Source organism: Stenotrophomonas sp. SbOxS2, assembly GCF_013416715.1.
GTDB classification, from domain to species: Bacteria; Pseudomonadota; Gammaproteobacteria; order Xanthomonadales; family Xanthomonadaceae; genus Stenotrophomonas; species Stenotrophomonas lactitubi.
This window is the reverse complement of record NZ_JAAVXD010000005.1, coordinates 76,758-93,999: the sequence shown is the minus strand read 5'-3', so window position 1 is coordinate 93,999 and position 17,242 is coordinate 76,758. Positions and strand designations below refer to the sequence as shown.

Here is a 17,242-nt window from a genome sequence, read left to right as displayed (position 1 = left end):
CCACTACGCAAGCAACAGCAACGGCAACAGCGGGCTATCCGTGGGATGGCGGGGCGGTGTCGGATTGCGGGGACGCCGCAAGTACGTCCCTGTAGGCTTGGCCGCGGCATCCATGCCGCGGACACCCCGCAATCCGACACCGCCCCACCTTCGACAGATTTCCGGTGGCTGATGGATCTACGCCATGCGTGGATGAATCTCTTTCAGATATCGAAATAATTCTGGGGTCGACCAAGGTCGACACCCACCAACAGCAACACAGAACGCCGTTCCGACAGATCGCGGAAATCTGTCGAAGGCGGGGTGGGTCCGGTTGCGGGGGTGTCCGCGGCATGGATGCCGCGGCCAAGCCCCCATGGACGGGTTTACGGCGTCCCCCGCAACCGGACCCACCCCGCCATCCCACGGATAGCCAGCTGTTGCTGTTGCTTCGGCTGTTGCTGTTGCTGTTGCTTCGGCTGTTGCTGTTGCTGTTGCTTCGGCTGTTGCTGTTGCTTCGGCCGTTGCCGTTGCCTCTGCAGGTGCAGGGCGCAGCCCTGCCGAATCCCTACCTCCCCAGCACGCGGGCGATCGCTTCCACCAGCAGCTCACCGGTCACCGGCTTGCGCAGGAAACCACCGATGCCCGCCGCTTCCACCTGCTGCTGCAGATCGGGGTCGGTGCGCGCGGTCACTGCCAGCAGCGGCAGCGTGTAGCCCTGGTTGCGCAGATGCTGGGCGAGTTCGAAACCGCTCAGGCCCGGAAGATCCAGATCAAGCAGGCCGACATCGAAATCACCTGCGCTGATCTCACGCAGTGCGGCCAGCGCGTGGGCGGCGTGGACCACCTCATGGCCACGGGTCGCGAGCAGGCCACACATCACATCGGCCACGGTCGCATCGTCCTCCACCAGCAACACCCGCAGCGGTGGCATGTTGACCGCGGCAGCAGCGGCATCACTGTCGGCACCTCCGTCGCTGGCCGCACCCTGTTGCAGCGGCAGTGGCAGGCTGACACCGAAGCAGGTACCGCTGCCCAGCTGGCTTTCCACGCGGATCCGGCCCTGCATGGCCAGTGCCAGCTCGCGGCAGATCGCCAGGCCCAGGCCGCTGCCACCGTACTGCGCGGCAGTGCGCGCGCCATCAGCCTGTTCGAAACGCCGGAACAACCGTTGCTGCTGCTCCTGGCTGATGCCCGGGCCGGTGTCGCGCACCTCGAAATACAGCCCACGCGGCCCTTCCTCGCAGCGCGCGTGCAGGGTGATGCTGCCGCGGCTGGTGAACTTGACCGCGTTGGAGAGCAGGTTGAGCAGGATCTGTCGCACCCGCATCGCATCGCCGGTCGCTTGCAGCCCTGCCGGCAACTGGTTGTCGAGGATGAACCGCAGGCCCTTCTGCGCAGCCAGCGGTCCCATCAGCGCGGCCAGATCCTGCAGCAGGCGATTGAGACCGAACGCATTGGATTGCAGTTCCAGGCGCCCGGACTCGATCCGCGCCAGATCCAGCGCATCGTTGACCAGATGCAGCAGGTGCTCACCCGCATGCCGGATCGACTGGGTGTAGCCACGCTGCTGCGGATCCAGTGGCGAGGCCAGCAACAGTTCACTCATGCCCAGCACGCCGGTCATCGGCGTACGGATTTCATGGCCGAGATTGGCGAGGAACCGCGTCTTGGCCGCCGACGCGTGTTCGGCCAGATCCTGCTTGTGCAGGGCGAGCTGATAGGCGTGCTGGCGCTGCAGCCGGCGCCGGTAGAGCCAGGCGAACCAGCTGGTCAGCAGCAACGCAATCGAGGCCAGCACCAGCAGGCCGGACAAGCTGCGCCACCATGGCGGCTGCACGTGGAATTCCAGGGTCTGCACCCGCGACCACACGTGGTCGGCCGAGCGCGCCTGCACTTCCAGCCGGTAGGCCCCGGGTGGCAGGCGTGAGAACAGGCGCTCGCCTGCCGGGCCCACCTCGACCCAATCAGGGTCATAGCCGGCCAACCGGTAGCGGTAGGTGTTGGAGGCCGAATCGGCGAAGGACAGCAGGCGCGCGACGATACGCAGGTCGCGGTCGCCATCGGCGATCTGCAGCGGCGTGTCATGGGTCAGGTCCAGCAACTGTTCGTTGCGGCGCACCTCCACCCGCTCGATCACCAGCGGCGCACGCCGGGTGGAAGGCCGCACCTGCTCGGGATCGAATACCACCACACCAGCGGGGGTACCGGCCACCATGCGTCCAGCGGCGGAGGCAATCAGGGTGTGTTCGCGGAACTCCTGGCTGGGAAGCCCATCGTGCACCCCATACAGGCGTACGCTCTCGCCATCGGCACTGACCCGCACCAGGCCACGGGCACTGGTCGCCCACGCCACGCCCTGTGCGTCGACCACCAGACCGGTGGCGGAGATCGCCGGATAGCCCTGCTCCGCGCCCACTACCGCCTGCCGTTCCAGCCTGCCCTGGCTCCAGAGGTAGCGCGACAGGCGACCATCTTCGGACAACCAGACCTGGCCGTCCTTGCCGACGTGCAGGGCATACACCGCCGTGGCCGGCGCGCCGGGCACCGGCTGGAAGCGCTGCGCGTCCGGTTGCCACTGCAGCAGGCCACGGCTGCTGGCCAGCCAGATCCGGTCCTGCGGACCGCATTCCACGTCCAGATTGAGCTGACCCGCCTGCAGACCGTCCTGGCCGTTTTCCAGCTGCCGGCGCACGTGCCCGTCCAGGTCGCGCTGCTGCAGGCCCGCCGACAGCATCAACCACAGGCTGTCGCCATCGCAGGTCATCATCGCCTCGATGTTGCCTTCCATGGTCGCGTCGGCACCGGCATCCCGGCCCCAGCGCCGCAGCTCGCCCCGGCGCGGGTCGTAGCGCATCAAGGCGTCGGTCGAACCCACCCACACCCGTCCCTGCCGGTCTTCGCGCACCGACGTCAGCCAGTGCATGCCGTTGACGAAGGTGCGGTGCTGCTCGATCACGCCCGTGCGTGGATTGAAACGGTCCAGCGCGCCATGGCTGCCGACGGTCCACACGCCACCATTGCTGGAGGGGCTGGTACCCAGCACATAGGAATTGCGCAGCGAGGACGGATCATCCTCCAGCCGCGAGAACACCGAGAACTGCCACCAGCGCGGCAGTAGATGCCACAGGCCGGCATTGGTGCTGGCCAGCCAGATGCCGCCTTCGCGATCCTCATAGGCGCCGGTCCAGTTCGGCCGCACCAGGCCACGGGCGATGGCGCTGTACAGCGGCACTGTCTGGTAACGGCCATCGATGCCCCGGCCCAGGCCACTGCGGGTATCCAGCCAGTGCCCGCCCTGCTCGTCGCGCAGCATCATGCCCAGCACCTGGTCGCCGGCCGGCAATGTCCAGGGCACGGATTCGAAACGGCCATCCGGGCGGCGCACGGTGGCCCCGGCCATCGTGCTGATCCAGAGGCTGCCGTCGGGCTCGGCGGTCAAACCATTGATCAGCAGGCTGGGCACCAGGTCGCCGCCGATGCGTTCGAAATCGGTGCCGGTCCAGCGCGCCACACCATGCTTGGTGCCGACCCACAGGCTGCCGTCGGCAATCGTGGCCAGGTACGGTACCGATGCGGCCGGCAGACTGCGCGGGTTGTTGGCTTCGGGCAGGAACCGCTGCAGACGATCATTGCTGTCCAGCCGGTACAGGCCGCCTTCGTGGGTGCCGAACCAGATCGCGCCATCCGGCGTCGCAGCCAGGCTCCAGACCGTATTGCTGCCCATCAGTGGCTGGCTGCTGCGGTCGTAGAAGCGCAGCTGCCGGCGATCGGCCGACATCCGCACCAGACCGGCATTTTCAGTGCCTATCCACAACTCGTTGCGGGCATCGACCAGCACGCTCCAGATGCGGTTGTCGCGCAGGCCGTCTTCGGAACGCCAGATGCGGTAGTTGCGCCCGTCGTAGCGGGCCAGGCCATCGTTGGTGGCAATCCACAGGTAGCCGTAGCGGTCTTCGGCCATGCGGTTGACGGTGTTGGACGGCAACCCATCGAACACGGTGACCTGCCGCGGCGAAGGTGGCACCGGCTGCGCGGCAGCGGGCGCCAGGCAGCACAGCAGCAGCATCAGCAGCGTCACTGCCCGCAGATACACCACCGATGGCCTCCTCACGCTGCTGTTGATGATGCCCACGCCGTGGGCGTCGGCATGGTAAACCGAAAGTTGCGGGATTCACGCCGCAAGATGCCGTACTCAGCTGATGATCTGGCGTTTACTGCGCGCCTGGGCAATCGCCGCCACCAGCAGATCGCCGGTCACCGGCTTGCGCAGGAAACCATCGAATCCGGCCGCAAGCACCTGGGTCTCGGCATAGGCATCCGAGCGCGCGGTAACGGCCACCAACGGCAGTTCGTAGCCCATCGCGCGCAGCTGGCGGGCGATGGCGGTGCCGTCGAGTGCCGGCAGGTCGAGGTCGAGCAGGCCGACATCGAATCCCTCTGTGGATATCTCCGACAGTGCGCCCAGGCCATGCAGCACGTGCACCACCTCATGCCCGCGGCCGCGCAGCAGGCCAGCGATGACCTCGGCAACGGTTGCATCGTCCTCGACCAGCAGGATGCGCAGTGCAGGCAGGGTCGGCGACGCTGCCTCACCAGGGCTGGAGGCCTGCTGCCGGCTCCATGGCAGCGGCAGCCGCACTGCGAAACGTGCGCCGCGCCCCGGCTGACTGTCGACATCGATGCGGCCGCCCATCGCCACGGCCAGCTCCTGGCAGATCGCCAGACCCAGCCCGCTGCCGCCATAGCGCGAGGCGGTGCGCGGGCCATCGGCCTGTTCGAAGCGGTGGAACAGGCGCTGCTGCTGTTCGGCATTGATGCCCGGCCCGCTGTCGCTGACTTCAAATGTCACCGCGCCACCGTCCTCGTCCAGACGCGCCACCAGACCGACATGGCCGCGCTCGGTGAACTTGATCGCGTTGCCCAGCAGGTTCAGCAGGATCTGGCGGACGCGCATCTCATCGCCACTGACGCAGATCGGGCCAGGCAATGCATCCCCGCGCTGGAAAGCCAGCCTGCGCTGTTGTGTCATCGGCTGCATCAATGCCTGCACCTGGTCCAGCAGTCCGCCCAGGTCGAACGGCCGGATGTCCAGTTCAAGCCGGCCGGCCTCGATCCGTGCCAGGTCCAACGCATCGTTGACCAGCCGCAGCAGATGGCTGCCGGCCTGCTGGATCGAGCCGGCATAGCTGCGCTGCACCGGATCCAGTTCGGTGGCCAGCAGCAGTTCGCTCATGCCCAGTACGCCGGTCATCGGCGTGCGCACTTCGTGGCCCAGGGTCGCCAGGAAGCGGCTCTTGGCCTGCGATGCCTGCTCGGCGATCTGCTGCTTGTGCACCGTCAACTGCCACTGCTGGCGCCGCCGCAGCCGCCTGCGGATCGACCACAGCAGTGCCAACAGCAACAGCGAGCCCAGCATCACGTAGCCGAAGATCGCCATGCCGCTGCGCCACCAGGGCGGCAACACCTTGATGTGCAGCTGCTGCGAGGGTGTCCACGGGCCACTGGCCGATGCGGCCTGCACCTCGATCGAATAGGCCCCGGGCGGCAGCCGCGACAACGTACGCTGGCCATCCCCGCCCTGTTCCACCCAGTTCTGGTCGTAGCCCTCCACACGGAACCGGTAGCGGTTGCCCTGCGGGTTGGCATAGGACAACAGCCGCGCATCGATCTGCAGGTCTCGGTCATCGGGCCCCAGCAACAGCAGGCCGGAGGTCGGCAAGGGCTGCCAGCCGCGCGCATCATCACGACGCACGCGCACCTGCGCGATCACCAGCTGCGACGGTGGCAACTCGACATCCGCAGCATTCGGATCGAAGCCCACCATGCCGGTCTGGGTAACGGCCAGCACCCGGCCATCCGCATCGATCGCCGGCGGGCGTCCGGTGAACTCGGCATCGAGCAGGCCATCGCGCTCATTGAATATCTGCAGGCGACGCTGTTTCGGATCCCAGCGCAGCAGGCCACGCGGTGTCGTCGCCCACAACTGCCCGTTCGCGGCCAGGGCCAGCCCACCCATGCTGACCGGCGGCACTCCGGCGCCAGCATCGACGCGCTGGATCAGGCGCAGGCTGAGGCCATCCCACTGGTAGCGTTCAAATGCGCCCTGGCGTGCGATCCACATCTGCCGGGGATCGATCCACACCAGATCGTAGATCGGGCCCCGGGAAACGCCCGGCACCGCTTCGAAACGGTCACCCTGCTCGCGCATGATCCCCGTTTCCCCCATCACCCAGGCCCGCCCCGTGGCATCGAAGCGGATCTGTTCGACCGGTGCATCGGTATCACCACGCAGCATGGCGCCATCGAAACTGCGCAACAGGCGGCCCTCGGCACTGCGCTGCTGCAGGCCCAGATTCATCACAGACACCCAGACCGTGCCATCAGGCGCCTGCCGCATCAGATCGATCCGCTGCCGCAGGTCGGAGCCGCCGCCGATGCGCCAGTCGCGCAGCGCACGGGTGGCGGGGTCATAGACGCTGATGCGTCCGGCGCGGCCCAGCCATAGCCGCCCATCGGGACGTGGCAGCACCGACCACACCGCGCCACCGCCGAGCTCGCGGTCGCTGGCCAGCAGCCTCAACGTCCCCTGCGCATCGATCTGGTAGACACCATGGGCAGAGCCAACGTAGTAGCTGCGACCGTCACTGGCGGCGCTCAACAGGTACTGGCTGTCGAGCGGTTTGCCATCAAGCTGGTACCAGGTCGAAAAACGCCGCCAGTCTGGCGGAAGGTAGGCCAGGCCCTGGGTCAACAACGCGACCCACAGCCCTCCTTCATGATCCTGCAGCAGGTCGAGCACGCCACTATGGCCGGTCAGGAAGCCACTGCCACGGTCGCCTTCCAGCTTGCGCAGCACCTGGCCGTCACCGCGCAGCAGGCCATCGGAGGTTCCCGCCCAGTAGCCTCCGCGGCTGTCGGGCAGCACCAGTGCCGAACGCAGACCGGCGCTGTCGGCCCAGGCAGGTCGCGTTACCCGATCCTGCGCATCGATGCGGTACAGGCCGTCGTTCTGTGTGCCGACCCAGACTGCGCCCTCGGCATCGCGGCTCAGCCGCAGCACGCTGACCGCCGCCAGTTCGCGCGGCGCCACGGCTTCAAAGGCATGGCCGTTCCAGCGCGCCACGCCGGTTTCGGTTCCCACCCACAGCCGTCCCTGCGCATCGACCAGGCTGCTGAAAACGGTGTCGCTCGGCAGACCGCCAGGCTGCGCCGGATCATGCTGGAAATGGCGCAGCGAGCCGTCTTCGCCGAAGCGGCAGACCCCATGGCTGCTGCTGCCGATCCATAGCGCATCCTCGGCATAGGCCAGCGTCCAGAACTGTCCCTGGCAGCCTTCAGTGACGGAATCGAAGGTCTTGAAGCGCTCGCGATCGGCATCCAGGCGGGCCAGCCCCTTGCCGTTGATGCCGACCCATACCCGATCGAGCGGGTCGACCAGCAGGGTTTCGATCTCGTTGCCGGGCAGCGAGTCCGGTTGTGCCGGGTCGTGCTGCCACACCCGCAGTTCACCGCCGTCATAGCTGGCCAGGCCGCCGTCGGTGGCAGCCCACACACGGCCCTGTCGGTCTTCGGCCAGCGCGACCACCATGCGCGAGGGCAATCCCTCGGCCGCGCCGAAACGGCGCAGGCGCGGCGTTTCGCCGGCCATGTCCAAGGTCGCGGCTGCCGCGGAAAGCGCCAACAGCACCAGACCTGCTCCTGCAATGCCTTGGCACCACCGGCGCCAGCCGCTCGTCATCCTGAACCCCCTGTCCTGTGCCGATTGTCACACAGGGCTGCAGCCATCGCTGCAACAGCCTGTTTCCGGCCACATCGGCACCACGAACTGTTGCAGCCATGCACACAGCGTTGCGCAGGGGCTATGGGTATGATCGAACAGTCTTTTTCCCGGAGTCCACCGCCGATGCGCCACTGCCTGGCCCTGCTGCCGATGCTGCTTGCCGTCGCCCCCGCCTGGGCAGGCAACGATGCCTACCGCATCGATCCGGTACACACTCGGGTGCTGTTCGCCATCGACCACGCCGGCTACTCGCAGGCGCTGGGTACGATCTCCGGAAGCCAGGGCCAACTGCAGTTCGATAGCGACAACTGGCGCGATGCGACACTGGACGTCGAGATTCCGGTAGCACGACTGGACCTTGGCGATGCCAAGTGGAACCAGGCCACGCTGGCGCGCAGCCTGCTCGACGGCGAACGCTTTCCCACCGCCCGCTTCGTTTCCCACCATGTCGAACCGATCGACGCGAAACGTGCCCACGTGACCGGGACACTGACCCTGCGCGGCGTCAGCCAGGAAGTCACGCTGGAGGTGACCTTGAACCAGGTCAAACGCTATCCGCTGCCGCCGTTCCGGCGTACTGCTGGGTTCTCCGCCACCACGACACTGAGCCGCCGAGCCTTCGGCATCACCGCCTGGCCGGGCGTGATCGGCGACGCGGTGCAGGTGCGGATCGAGGCTGAAGCCACGCTCGACCGCAGCGATTCTCCGGGAACTCCCGCGCCCCAACCCCACTCCGACAGCCAGACGGCCACCAAGGACCCTTCATGACCGCCAAGAACACCCCCGCCGCCTGGGGGAGTGTCAGCCAGACCCTGCACTGGCTGATCGCATTGCTGATTCTCGCCCTGGGCATCGTCGGCCTGACCATGGGCGAGCTGCCGAAGACGCCCAAGTACTTCTGGGTCTATACCGCGCACAAGTCGATCGGCATCACCGTGCTGGCACTGGTGGTGCTGCGCCTGGGCTGGCGCCTGTATGCCGGCGCCCCCAAGCCGGTACCGGGCGTGCCGAGCTGGCAGGAGCGCATCGCCAGCGCCACCCATGTGCTGTTGTATGTGCTGATGTTCGCCATCCCGTTGTCGGGCTGGATATACGACTCGGCCAGCGGCCTGCGCCCGTTCCGCTGGTTCGGTCTGGTCGAAGTACCCAAGCTCAGCGGACCGGACCCGCAGGTCGTGGCGGTTTCCCATGCCCTGCACGAATACGGCTTCTGGCTGTTGATCGCGGTGGTACTGGCCCATGCCGGTGCTGCCTTCTACCACCACCTGTTCCAGCGCGATGCCACCCTGTCCCGGATGTTGCCGCGTGGCTGGCTCGCCTCTCCCCAGAAGGACTGACCGATGAACCTGAAACTGACCACCCCGGCCGCCGTGGCCGCCGCCCTCGCCGGCATGCTGGCCACCGCACCTGTGCTCGCCGCCGATTACGCCCAGGCGCCAGGTGCCGGTTCGTTCCTGGCCTTTGCCACCAAGTACGACGGTGAAGTGTTCACCGGCAGCTTCCCGGGCTTCGCCACCAAGCTCAGCTTCGACCCGGCCAATCCGGCTGCGGGTTCGCTGGACGTGGTGATTCCGCTGGCCGGCGCCAAGAGCGGCAACAGCGACCGCGACTCCACCCTGCAGGGCGCGGACTTCTTCAACGTCGGCAAGTTCGCTACCGCACGCTACACCGCCAAGGGCTTCCGCGCGCTTGGCAACGACCAGTTCGCCGCCGATGGCACGCTGGAACTGCGCGGCGTCAGCAAGCCGGTCACCTTCACCTTCACCTGGAAGCCCGGCGCACAGCCGGTGCTGACCGGCAAGGCCACGGTCAAGCGCCTGGACTTCGGTGTCGGTGGTGGCGACTGGGCCGATACCAAGACCATCCCGGACGAAACCGCGATCAGCACGATCGTGAAGTTCGACGCGAAATAAGACGCCCTGGCGTCCGCGGTAGCGCCGGGCCATGCCCGGCGGCTTCCCCCGATGGCCGCGCTTCGCGCTCGCCGGGCATGGCCCGGCGCTACCTGCCCGCAGCCAACCAGGCCTGCACCGCAGCCGCATCGAACGGCCAGTCCAGCTCCCGCCCGCCGGTCTCATCACGCAGCACCGGCACCCGCGTCCCATAACGCGCCTCCAGCGCCGGCTGGTCATCAAGGAACACCGATTCGAACTCGGGCGCCCGCGCCTTGGCCAGTTCGGCCAGGGCCATGTCACACAGATGGCAGTCGTCACGCTGGAACAGGGTCAACACCGGGGTTTGCTCCCTTGGCGGAAATGCTGCGCCGCAGCCATGGAAGTGCGGCGTGAACCGCTAGAATAGCGGTCTCTCCCGGTACCCGCAGTACGGCAACCATGGCTGTCAGCACGTTCGACGTTTTCAAGATCGGCATTGGCCCGAGCTCCTCGCACACCGTCGGGCCGATGAGGGCCGCCGAGCGTTTCATCCATCGCTGGCTGCTCGACCCGGGCAAGCTGGGGGAGGTCGCACGCATCCGTGCCGATGTGTACGGCTCGCTGGCGCTGACCGGTCGCGGCCACGGCACCGACAAGGCGATCCTGCTTGGCCTGGAAGGGCAGCGTCCGAACCTGATCGACCCGGACATCATCCCGTCCACGCTGGAGCGCATCCGCAGCAGCAAGCGCATCATGCTGATGGGCCAGCACGAGATCGCCTTCGACGAAAAGCGCGACCTGGGCCTGAACAAGCGGCAGAAGCTGCCCTACCACACCAATGGCATGCGCTTCACCGCGTACAACGCCGATGACGAAGTGCTGGCCACCCGCGATTACTACTCGGTGGGCGGTGGTTTCGTGGTCAACCAGGACGACGCGGCCGATGACCGCATCGTGCCTGATGAAACGCCGTTGCCCTACCCGTTCAAGAGCGGCGACGAGCTGCTGGCGCAGACCGCACGCAGTGGCCTGAGCATCGCCCAGTTGATGTTCGAGAACGAGAAGTGCTGGCGCACGGAAGACGAGATCCGCGACAACCTGCGCGAGATCTGGAGCGCAATGCAGGCCTGCGTGGCGCGCGGTATCCGCGAGGAAGGCGTGCTGCCGGGTGGCCTGAAAGTGGGCCGCCGCGCGCCGGCGCTGTACCGCGAGCTGTCGTCGAAGCCGGAAGCGGCGATGCGTGATCCGCTGACCACGCTGGACTGGGTCAACCTGTACGCGCTGGCCGTGAATGAAGAGAACGCCGCCGGTGGCCGTGTGGTCACCGCGCCCACCAACGGCGCGGCGGGTGTACTGCCGGCGGTGCTGCACTACTTCGACCGCTTCTGCCCCGGCGCGAACGAACAGCGGGTGTTCGACTTCCTGCTGACCTCGGCGGCGATCGGCATCCTGTACAAGGAAAACGCCTCGATCTCCGGCGCCGAAGTGGGCTGCCAGGGCGAGGTCGGCGTGGCCTGCTCGATGGCCGCCGGTGGCCTGGTCGCGGCACTGGGCGGCAACCCGAGCCAGATCGAGAACGCGGCGGAAATCGGCATGGAGCACAACCTGGGCCTGACCTGCGATCCGATCGGTGGCCTGGTGCAGATTCCGTGCATCGAGCGCAACGCGATGGGTGCGGTGAAGGCAATCAATGCCTCGCGCATGGCCATGCGCGGCGACGGCAAGCACAAGGTGTCGCTGGACAAGGTCATCAAGACCATGCGCGATACCGGCCGCGACATGCAGGACAAGTACAAGGAAACCAGCCGCGGCGGGCTGGCGGTGAACGTCATCGAGTGCTGATGGTTGGCGCAGCCAGGCATGGCCTGGCTCTACTGTGCAGCCGAGCATGGCCTCGGCTCTACAGCGGACAACACCGTCCCCGCTTTCCGGTTAGGCTCGGGCATCCCCTGCTCCGGAATGTCCCATGCGTGTGATCGCTGCTGCCCTGCTTGCCTGCGTTCCGTTGTCCGCTCTCGCTGCGCCGGCCTACGGGCCGCGGCTGGAGGGGTTCGATTACGGCTATCCGGTGAAGACCTTTGCGTTGGAATCGCAGCGCCAGCCGCTGGAGATGGCCTATCTGGATGTCGCGCCGAAGAAGAAGCCGATCGGCGTGGTGGTGCTGCTGCATGGCAAGAACTTCTGTGCAGCGACCTGGAAGGAGACGATCAAGCCACTGGTGGCTGCAGGCTACCGGGTGATCGCACCGGACCAGGTGGGTTTCTGCAAATCCAGCAAGCCCGAGCGCTACCAGTATTCATTCGGGCAGCTGGCCGACAACACCCATGCGTTGTTGCAGCAGCTGCAGCTTGGTGACGTGCCGGTGCATGTGGTCGGTCATTCGATGGGCGGCATGCTGGCCATCCGCTATGCGCTGATGTATCCGCAGGAACTGCGCAGTCTGTCGCTGGTCAATCCGATCGGGCTGGAGGACTGGAAGGCGCTGGGCGTGCCCTGGCGCAGCGTGGACGCGTGGTATGCCGGCGAAATGAACATCAGCTATGACAGCATCCGCCGCTACCAGCTGGACGTGTACTACGACGGCAAGTGGAAGCCGGCGTACGAACCGTGGGCGCGCATGCAGTCAGGCATGTACGAAGGCCCGGGCAAGCAGCAGGTCGCCTGGAGCCAGGCGTTGACCTCGGACATGGTGTTCAACCAACCCGTCGTCCATGAACTGAAGAACCTGCAGGTGCCGACCACGTTGTTCATCGGCCAGAAGGACCGCACAGCGATCGGCCGTGACCAGGCATCGCCCGAACTGAAGGCAGCGCTGGGCAATTACCCCGTGCTGGGCAAGGCGGCCGCCGCAGCGATTCCAGGCTCAACGCTGGTCGAGTTCGCAGCGCTGGGCCATTCGCCGCAGGTGCAGGATCCGAAGCAGTTCAATGCGGCGTTGCTGAAGTCGCTGAAGGCGCGTTGACGTTCCATGACCGCCGGGCATGGCCCGGCGCTACCAGGATCGGTATCGGTAGCGCCGGGCCATGCCCGGCGAGCGCAGCGGCGGCTGGGGTCAACCCACGATCCGCAGCACGTCATCCAGCAGCGCCGCTGCGGTGACTTCCGCACCCGCGCCCGGCCCCTGGATCAACAGCGGCTGCGCGCGGTAGCGATCGCTGTGGATGGCCACGCGGTTGTCGGTGCCCGCGCCCTGTGCCAGCGGATGCTCGGCCGCCAGCTCACGCAGGCCTACCTGCGCACCCTCGCCATCGACGCGCCCGACAAAACGCAGCACCCGACCGTTCGCGCGCGCCTGCTGCCAACGCGCCTGCAGCGGTGCATCCAGCTGCTCCAGCGCATTCACTGCATCTTCCAGCGGCAACGCTGCCAGCGTATCCGGCACCAGTGAATCGACCTGCACCTGCGAAGCGTCCAGCGCCAAGCCGCTGCTGCGCGCGAGGATCAACAACTTGCGGCGCACATCCTCGCCGGAAAGATCCAGTCGCGGGTCCGGCTCGGTGTAGCCGGCCGCCAGCGCTTCACGCACCGCTGCCGAGAACGGTGACTGGCCGTCATACCGATTGAACAGCCACGCCAGCGAGCCGGAAAGCACGCCTTCGATGGCATGGATGTGGTCGCCACCGGCTACCAGCGCACGCAGGCTGCTGAGCAACGGCAGACCCGCGCCGACGGTGGCACTGTCGCCGTAGCGCGCACCGCTGTCGGCGCAACGGTCGGCGATGGCCTGCGCGCGCGACAGCTGTGCACCTCGCCCGAGCTTGTTGGCGGTCACCACGTGCACGCCGCGCGCCAACCACTGCACATGGCGCGCCGCTACATCTTCACTGGCGGTGGCATCGACCACCACGTCACCACGCTCCAGCCCTTCGGCGCTGGCCCACGGCGGCGAACTCTGACCATCACGTGGCGCACGGCGTGCCAGTTCCAGCGGCAACGCCAGATCACGGTCGATCGCCAGCGCCGTGCGCGAATTGGCCAGCCACTGCACGCTGGGCAACTCCAGCCCGCGCGCCTGCAGCGCCTGGTAGCGCTGTACGAAGGCCGAACCGACGGTGCCGGTTCCGAGCAGCGCCAGGCGGCCGGTACCCAGCAGCGGAATCTCGACAGGCAAAGCGCTCATGCGTCTGCCACCTGTTTGCCACGCGCCACCGCATCGATCACCGCCTCCGCACGCGCCAGTGCAGCGCCCAGATCCGCCAGCAGATCGCGCTCGCCTTCGATGCCAACCGACAACCGCAGCAGGCCTTCGCTGATGCCCGCAGCAGTGCGTGCTTCGGCCGTCATCGCCGCGTGGGTCATGGTTGCCGGGTGCGCGATCAGGCTCTCCACGCCCCCCAGCGACTCGGCCAGCGTGAAGTAACGCAGGCCATCGACAAACGCGCGCACAGCCGCATGTGGATCATCGCCGGCACAGCTGGCCAGTTCGAAGGACAGCATTGCGCCGAAGCCACTCTGCTGGCGGGCGGCAACGGCGTGGCCGGGATGATCGGCCAGGCCCGGGTAGTAGACCCTGGCCACCGCCGGATGCGCATCAAGCAGTGCGACGATCGCGGCAGTATTCTCCTGGTGCGCGCGCAGGCGTGCATCCAGCGTACGCAGGCCGCGCAGGGTCAGGAACGCATCGAATGGCGAACCGGTAAGGCCCAGTGCATTGCCCCACCACACCAGCTGTTCGTGCACGGCGGGATCGCGGGCAATCACCGCGCCGCCGACCACGTCGCTGTGGCCGTTGATGTACTTGGTGGTGGAATGCAGCACCACGTCCGCACCGAACGACAGGGGCTGCTGCAATGCCGGCGACAGGAACGTGTTGTCGACCACCACCAGCGCACCGGCCTTGTGCGCCGCGTCGATGACGAAGCGCAGGTCGGTGATGCGCAGCAGCGGGTTGGATGGCGTTTCCACCAGCACCAGCTTCGGCTGCGTGGCCAGCGCCTGGGCCAGCGCGCGCGGGTCGGTCAGGTCGGCGGTGACCAGTTCGAAATGGCCCTTCTTCGCCAGCGCGTTGAACAGGCGCCAGCTGCCGCCGTACGCATCATGTGGCACCACCAGGGTATCGCCGGGCTGCAGCAGTGCGTTCAGCACCAGGTTGATCGCGCCCATGCCGGTGGCCGTGACCACGCCGCCGGCGCCGCCTTCCAGTTCGGCCAGCGCTTCACCCAGCAGGTCGCGCGTGGGATTGCCACTGCGGGTGTAGTCGTACTGGCGCTTGTTGCCGAAGCCTTCAAAGCTGAAGTTCGACGACAGCACGATCGGCGGCGTGACCGCGCCATGGGCGGTGTCCCGATCGATGCCGGCGCGGACGGCGGCGGTGGTGCGACAACAGGATGGTTCAGCGGCGTGCAGGCTCATGCGGACTCTCCAGAAGTGCGGAAGGCGGTGGCGAGGATCGCGTCGATGCGATCGGTTTCTTTCAGGAAGGCGTCGTGACCGTAGGGCGAGCGCAGCACGCGCAGGCTGCCGCGCGGGCCCAGTCCCTCGACCAGGCCGACCAGGTCGGCTAGCGGAACCAGGCGGTCGCCTTCAACGGCAACCACCACGGTCGGCGGCAGGATCGCGCTCGGGTCCACGCGGTGCAGGTCGATCGACTCGGACAGGCGCAGGTAGGCATTGACCGGCGTGCGCGCCACGTACTGCGCGCCAGCGGCGTCGAGGTAATCTTCGGCGGCGACCCGGACGCGGCCATTGACCACTTCCGGTGCTGCGTCGAAGCGCTCGCCGAATTCTTCCGGCGTGCGATAGCTGAGCATCGCGAACTGACGAGCCAGCGCCAGGCCGTGGTCTTCGCCGCACTGCAGCTGGCCCAGCGCCACGGCACGGCGCTGCAGCGCACGCCAGGCAGCGGCATACGGATGCGGGCGATGTGCGCCGCTGACCAGCACCAGCTGGCGGACCCGTGCACGGTGGCGGATCGCGAACTGCTGGCCGACCAGCGCGCCGTAGGAATAGCCGACGAACGCCTTCAACGTGCGGATGCCGAGGTGATCCAGCAGCAATGCCAGCGCATCGGCCTGGTCGGCGGTATCGATCGGCACATCCAAGGCACCGTCGGCACCGATGAAATCGAACGCGAGCACACGCAGCTGCTGCGGATCGAGTGCGCGACCACTGCCGACCAGGCCTTCGGCCCAGCCCTTCTCGGCGAACTGCGCATTGGAGGCCACATGGCGGTGCGCGGAAATGCCGCCGGCCAGCACCACCACCGGTGCGTTGACCGGACCGACCCATTCATAGCGCAGGCGCACCGGGCAAGGGCCGGCATGGCGCATCGACAGCACGGCGGCGAACTCGCCGCGCTCGGCGTGCACGCGGTCATCGACCGGCACGCTGACGGGGACAAAGGGTTCGGGGCGAAGCACGGTGCTGGTGGCGAAGCTCATGGCGGGTTCCGGTAGGGAAATCGGCCATCGAGCCTTCGCGGGGCTCGCGTTCGAAATGCACGTTGTGTGCAGGTTCGAACCATCTTTCGGTGGACGCCACGGTCCCCGCAGGATTTGGCACCTACGCAGGCGCTTTCGCGTCTGCGGGCTGCCCCGGCTTCAAAGGGCCTGTCCCTCTGCCGGTCTCGATGGTGGAGCCACGATGCCAGTCCTTTCCGGGCATGTCAATCCCTTCATGCGGATAAAGAGATGAATAAGCAGGGGGCCCGCCGCCCTTCCCCCTTCCCGACAGCTTGCGTAGAGTCCCGGCGGTCCATGTCGCTGGAGCCATCGATGCGCCGCCTGCCCCTGTCCTGCCTGCTGCTGCCCTTGTTGGCGAGCACCTCCGCGAACGCCGCCGATTGGCGCCGGGGCTGGGGAATGGTGCCGAAGACTGCAGCCGCGCCCAGTACCGAGGCTGCGCCGCAAGCGACGTCGATGGCGCACCTGCGGCTGCAGCCGATCGGCGACCAGTGGCAGGCACGAATCGACAATCCGCTGTCCGGCCCGGTGCAGATCGAGCTGCGCGCGGCCCCCGGCACGCAGGTGGACGGCCTGCCGCTGCAGTCGCTGGTGCAGGCCACCGGCAGTCTGGTAGTCGGCCACCTGCCCTCCCCTTCCAACGGCAAGGCACTGGACCTTCGCCTGCAGTCGGTGCCGGGCAATCCGGCCGCGCGCGCCGAAGACGTCGCCTATCGCCTGCCGTTCGCAGCTGTCCAGCTGCGTGTGGACCAGGCCCCGCAGGGCCGGTTCAGCCACGATGACGAGGAGAACCGCGACGCCATCGACTTTGCCCTGCCCGAGGCAACGCAGGTCCTGGCTGCCCGCGAGGGCACGGTGATGCAGGTACAGGACGGTTTCCGCGGCAATGGCCTGGATCGTGAACGCGATGCCGGACGCGCCAACTTCATTCGCATCCTGCATAGCGACGGCAGCATGGCGATGTACGCCCACCTGCAGGCCGGCGGCATGCGGGTCCGTCCCGGCCAGGCCGTGCAGGCGGGCCAGCCGATCGGCCTGTCCGGCAACAGTGGCTACAGCACCGCCCCGCACCTGCACTTCGTGGTGCAGCTCAACCGGGGCATGGGCCTGCGCTCGGTGCCGGTGCGCATCCTCGCCCCGCAGGGCGAATTGCACTTCGCCCGCGAGGGCAGCGGCGACGCCAGCGCCGGGCGCTGACCCGCCGA

At 67.3% G+C, this 17,242-nt stretch carries 12 protein-coding genes and 1 riboswitch; of the genes, 6 read left to right on the top strand and 6 right to left on the bottom strand.

Going from position 1 to position 17,242, the window contains the following annotated elements; genetic code table 11:
• Positions 1–547: 547 nt before the first annotated feature.
• Both HFK18_RS10040 and HFK18_RS10035 read right to left on the bottom strand, forming a co-directional pair.
• A complete protein-coding gene (locus tag HFK18_RS10040; RefSeq protein WP_180166166.1) occupies positions 548–4,078 on the bottom strand; it encodes a hybrid sensor histidine kinase/response regulator in 3,531 nt (1,176 codons plus the stop codon).
• Positions 4,079–4,174: 96 nt separating this feature from the next.
• On the bottom strand, positions 4,175–7,720 hold the full coding sequence (locus HFK18_RS10035) for an ATP-binding protein (protein WP_180166164.1): 3,546 nt from the start codon (positions 7,718–7,720) through the stop codon (positions 4,175–4,177).
• 165 nt (positions 7,721–7,885) lie between these two features.
• On the opposite strand from HFK18_RS10035, the gene HFK18_RS10030 reads away from it, so the two are divergent.
• The 3 genes from HFK18_RS10030 to HFK18_RS10020 are packed head-to-tail and all read left to right on the top strand — an operon-like array spanning position 7,886 to position 9,675.
• Positions 7,886–8,530, top strand: a complete 645-nt coding sequence (locus HFK18_RS10030; protein WP_100553248.1) for a YceI family protein — start codon at positions 7,886–7,888, stop codon at positions 8,528–8,530.
• Positions 8,527–9,099, top strand: coding sequence for a cytochrome b (locus HFK18_RS10025; protein ID WP_100553249.1), 573 nt, complete (start codon positions 8,527–8,529; stop codon positions 9,097–9,099). The genes HFK18_RS10030 and HFK18_RS10025 overlap by 4 nt, the downstream gene beginning before the upstream one ends.
• A 3-nt stretch (positions 9,100–9,102) precedes the next feature.
• Positions 9,103–9,675: a YceI family protein gene (locus HFK18_RS10020; protein WP_099818880.1), complete on the top strand. Its 573-nt coding sequence runs from the start codon at positions 9,103–9,105 to the stop codon at positions 9,673–9,675.
• Positions 9,676–9,763: 88 nt separating this feature from the next.
• On the opposite strand, the gene HFK18_RS10015 is transcribed toward HFK18_RS10020, so the two are convergent.
• The gene (locus HFK18_RS10015; protein ID WP_180166162.1) at positions 9,764–9,994 is read right to left on the bottom strand and encodes a glutaredoxin family protein; all 231 of its coding nucleotides are present in this window, start codon (positions 9,992–9,994) and stop codon (positions 9,764–9,766) included.
• A gap of 101 nt (positions 9,995–10,095) precedes the next feature.
• On the opposite strand from HFK18_RS10015, the gene HFK18_RS10010 reads away from it, so the two are divergent.
• Both HFK18_RS10010 and HFK18_RS10005 read left to right on the top strand, forming a co-directional pair.
• Entirely contained in the window at positions 10,096–11,478 is a 1,383-nt protein-coding gene (locus tag HFK18_RS10010) for an L-serine ammonia-lyase (protein ID WP_089236487.1), read from the top strand.
• A 124-nt stretch (positions 11,479–11,602) separates the two neighbouring features.
• Positions 11,603–12,598, top strand: a complete 996-nt coding sequence (locus HFK18_RS10005) for an alpha/beta hydrolase (RefSeq protein ID WP_180166160.1) — start codon at positions 11,603–11,605, stop codon at positions 12,596–12,598.
• 90 nt (positions 12,599–12,688) lie between these two features.
• On the opposite strand, the gene HFK18_RS10000 is transcribed toward HFK18_RS10005, so the two are convergent.
• Genes HFK18_RS10000 through HFK18_RS09990 form a run of 3 tightly spaced genes read right to left on the bottom strand, consistent with a single transcriptional unit; the run spans position 12,689 to position 16,016 of the window.
• On the bottom strand, positions 12,689–13,756 hold the full coding sequence (locus HFK18_RS10000) for a homoserine dehydrogenase (protein ID WP_180166158.1): 1,068 nt from the start codon (positions 13,754–13,756) through the stop codon (positions 12,689–12,691).
• Complete coding sequence (locus tag HFK18_RS09995; protein WP_180166156.1) at positions 13,753–14,988, bottom strand: O-succinylhomoserine (thiol)-lyase; 1,236 nt, start codon at positions 14,986–14,988, stop codon at positions 13,753–13,755. Before HFK18_RS09995 ends, HFK18_RS10000 begins: the two co-directional genes overlap by 4 nt.
• The gene (locus HFK18_RS09990) at positions 14,985–16,016 is read right to left on the bottom strand and encodes a homoserine O-succinyltransferase (protein WP_180166154.1); all 1,032 of its coding nucleotides are present in this window, start codon (positions 16,014–16,016) and stop codon (positions 14,985–14,987) included. The genes HFK18_RS09995 and HFK18_RS09990 overlap by 4 nt, the downstream gene beginning before the upstream one ends.
• Before the next feature lie 76 nt (positions 16,017–16,092).
• Positions 16,093–16,211: riboswitch (SAM riboswitch) on the bottom strand.
• Between the two features lie 138 nt (positions 16,212–16,349).
• Here HFK18_RS09990 and HFK18_RS09985 point away from each other — a divergent pair.
• Positions 16,350–17,234, top strand: a complete 885-nt coding sequence (locus tag HFK18_RS09985) for a M23 family metallopeptidase (RefSeq protein WP_180166152.1) — start codon at positions 16,350–16,352, stop codon at positions 17,232–17,234.
• Positions 17,235–17,242 lie beyond the last annotated feature (8 nt).

What these genes read in the sequence shown, in the direction of transcription:
- HFK18_RS10025 (WP_100553249.1), top strand. Translation starts at nt 8,527, where the DNA reads ATGACCGCCAAGAACACCCCCGCCGCCTGGGGGAGTGTCAGCCAGACC.
- HFK18_RS10010 (WP_089236487.1), top strand. Translation starts at nt 10,096, where the DNA reads ATGGCTGTCAGCACGTTCGACGTTTTCAAGATCGGCATTGGCCCGAGC.
- HFK18_RS09985 (WP_180166152.1), top strand. Translation starts at nt 16,350, where the DNA reads ATGCGCCGCCTGCCCCTGTCCTGCCTGCTGCTGCCCTTGTTGGCGAGC.
- HFK18_RS10035 (WP_180166164.1), bottom strand. Translation starts at nt 7,720, where the DNA reads ATGACGAGCGGCTGGCGCCGGTGGTGCCAAGGCATTGCAGGAGCAGGT.
- HFK18_RS10000 (WP_180166158.1), bottom strand. Translation starts at nt 13,756, where the DNA reads ATGAGCGCTTTGCCTGTCGAGATTCCGCTGCTGGGTACCGGCCGCCTG.
- HFK18_RS10005 (WP_180166160.1), top strand. Translation starts at nt 11,603, where the DNA reads ATGCGTGTGATCGCTGCTGCCCTGCTTGCCTGCGTTCCGTTGTCCGCT.
- HFK18_RS09995 (WP_180166156.1), bottom strand. Translation starts at nt 14,988, where the DNA reads ATGAGCCTGCACGCCGCTGAACCATCCTGTTGTCGCACCACCGCCGCC.
- HFK18_RS09990 (WP_180166154.1), bottom strand. Translation starts at nt 16,016, where the DNA reads ATGAGCTTCGCCACCAGCACCGTGCTTCGCCCCGAACCCTTTGTCCCC.
- HFK18_RS10030 (WP_100553248.1), top strand. Translation starts at nt 7,886, where the DNA reads ATGCGCCACTGCCTGGCCCTGCTGCCGATGCTGCTTGCCGTCGCCCCC.
- HFK18_RS10020 (WP_099818880.1), top strand. Translation starts at nt 9,103, where the DNA reads ATGAACCTGAAACTGACCACCCCGGCCGCCGTGGCCGCCGCCCTCGCC.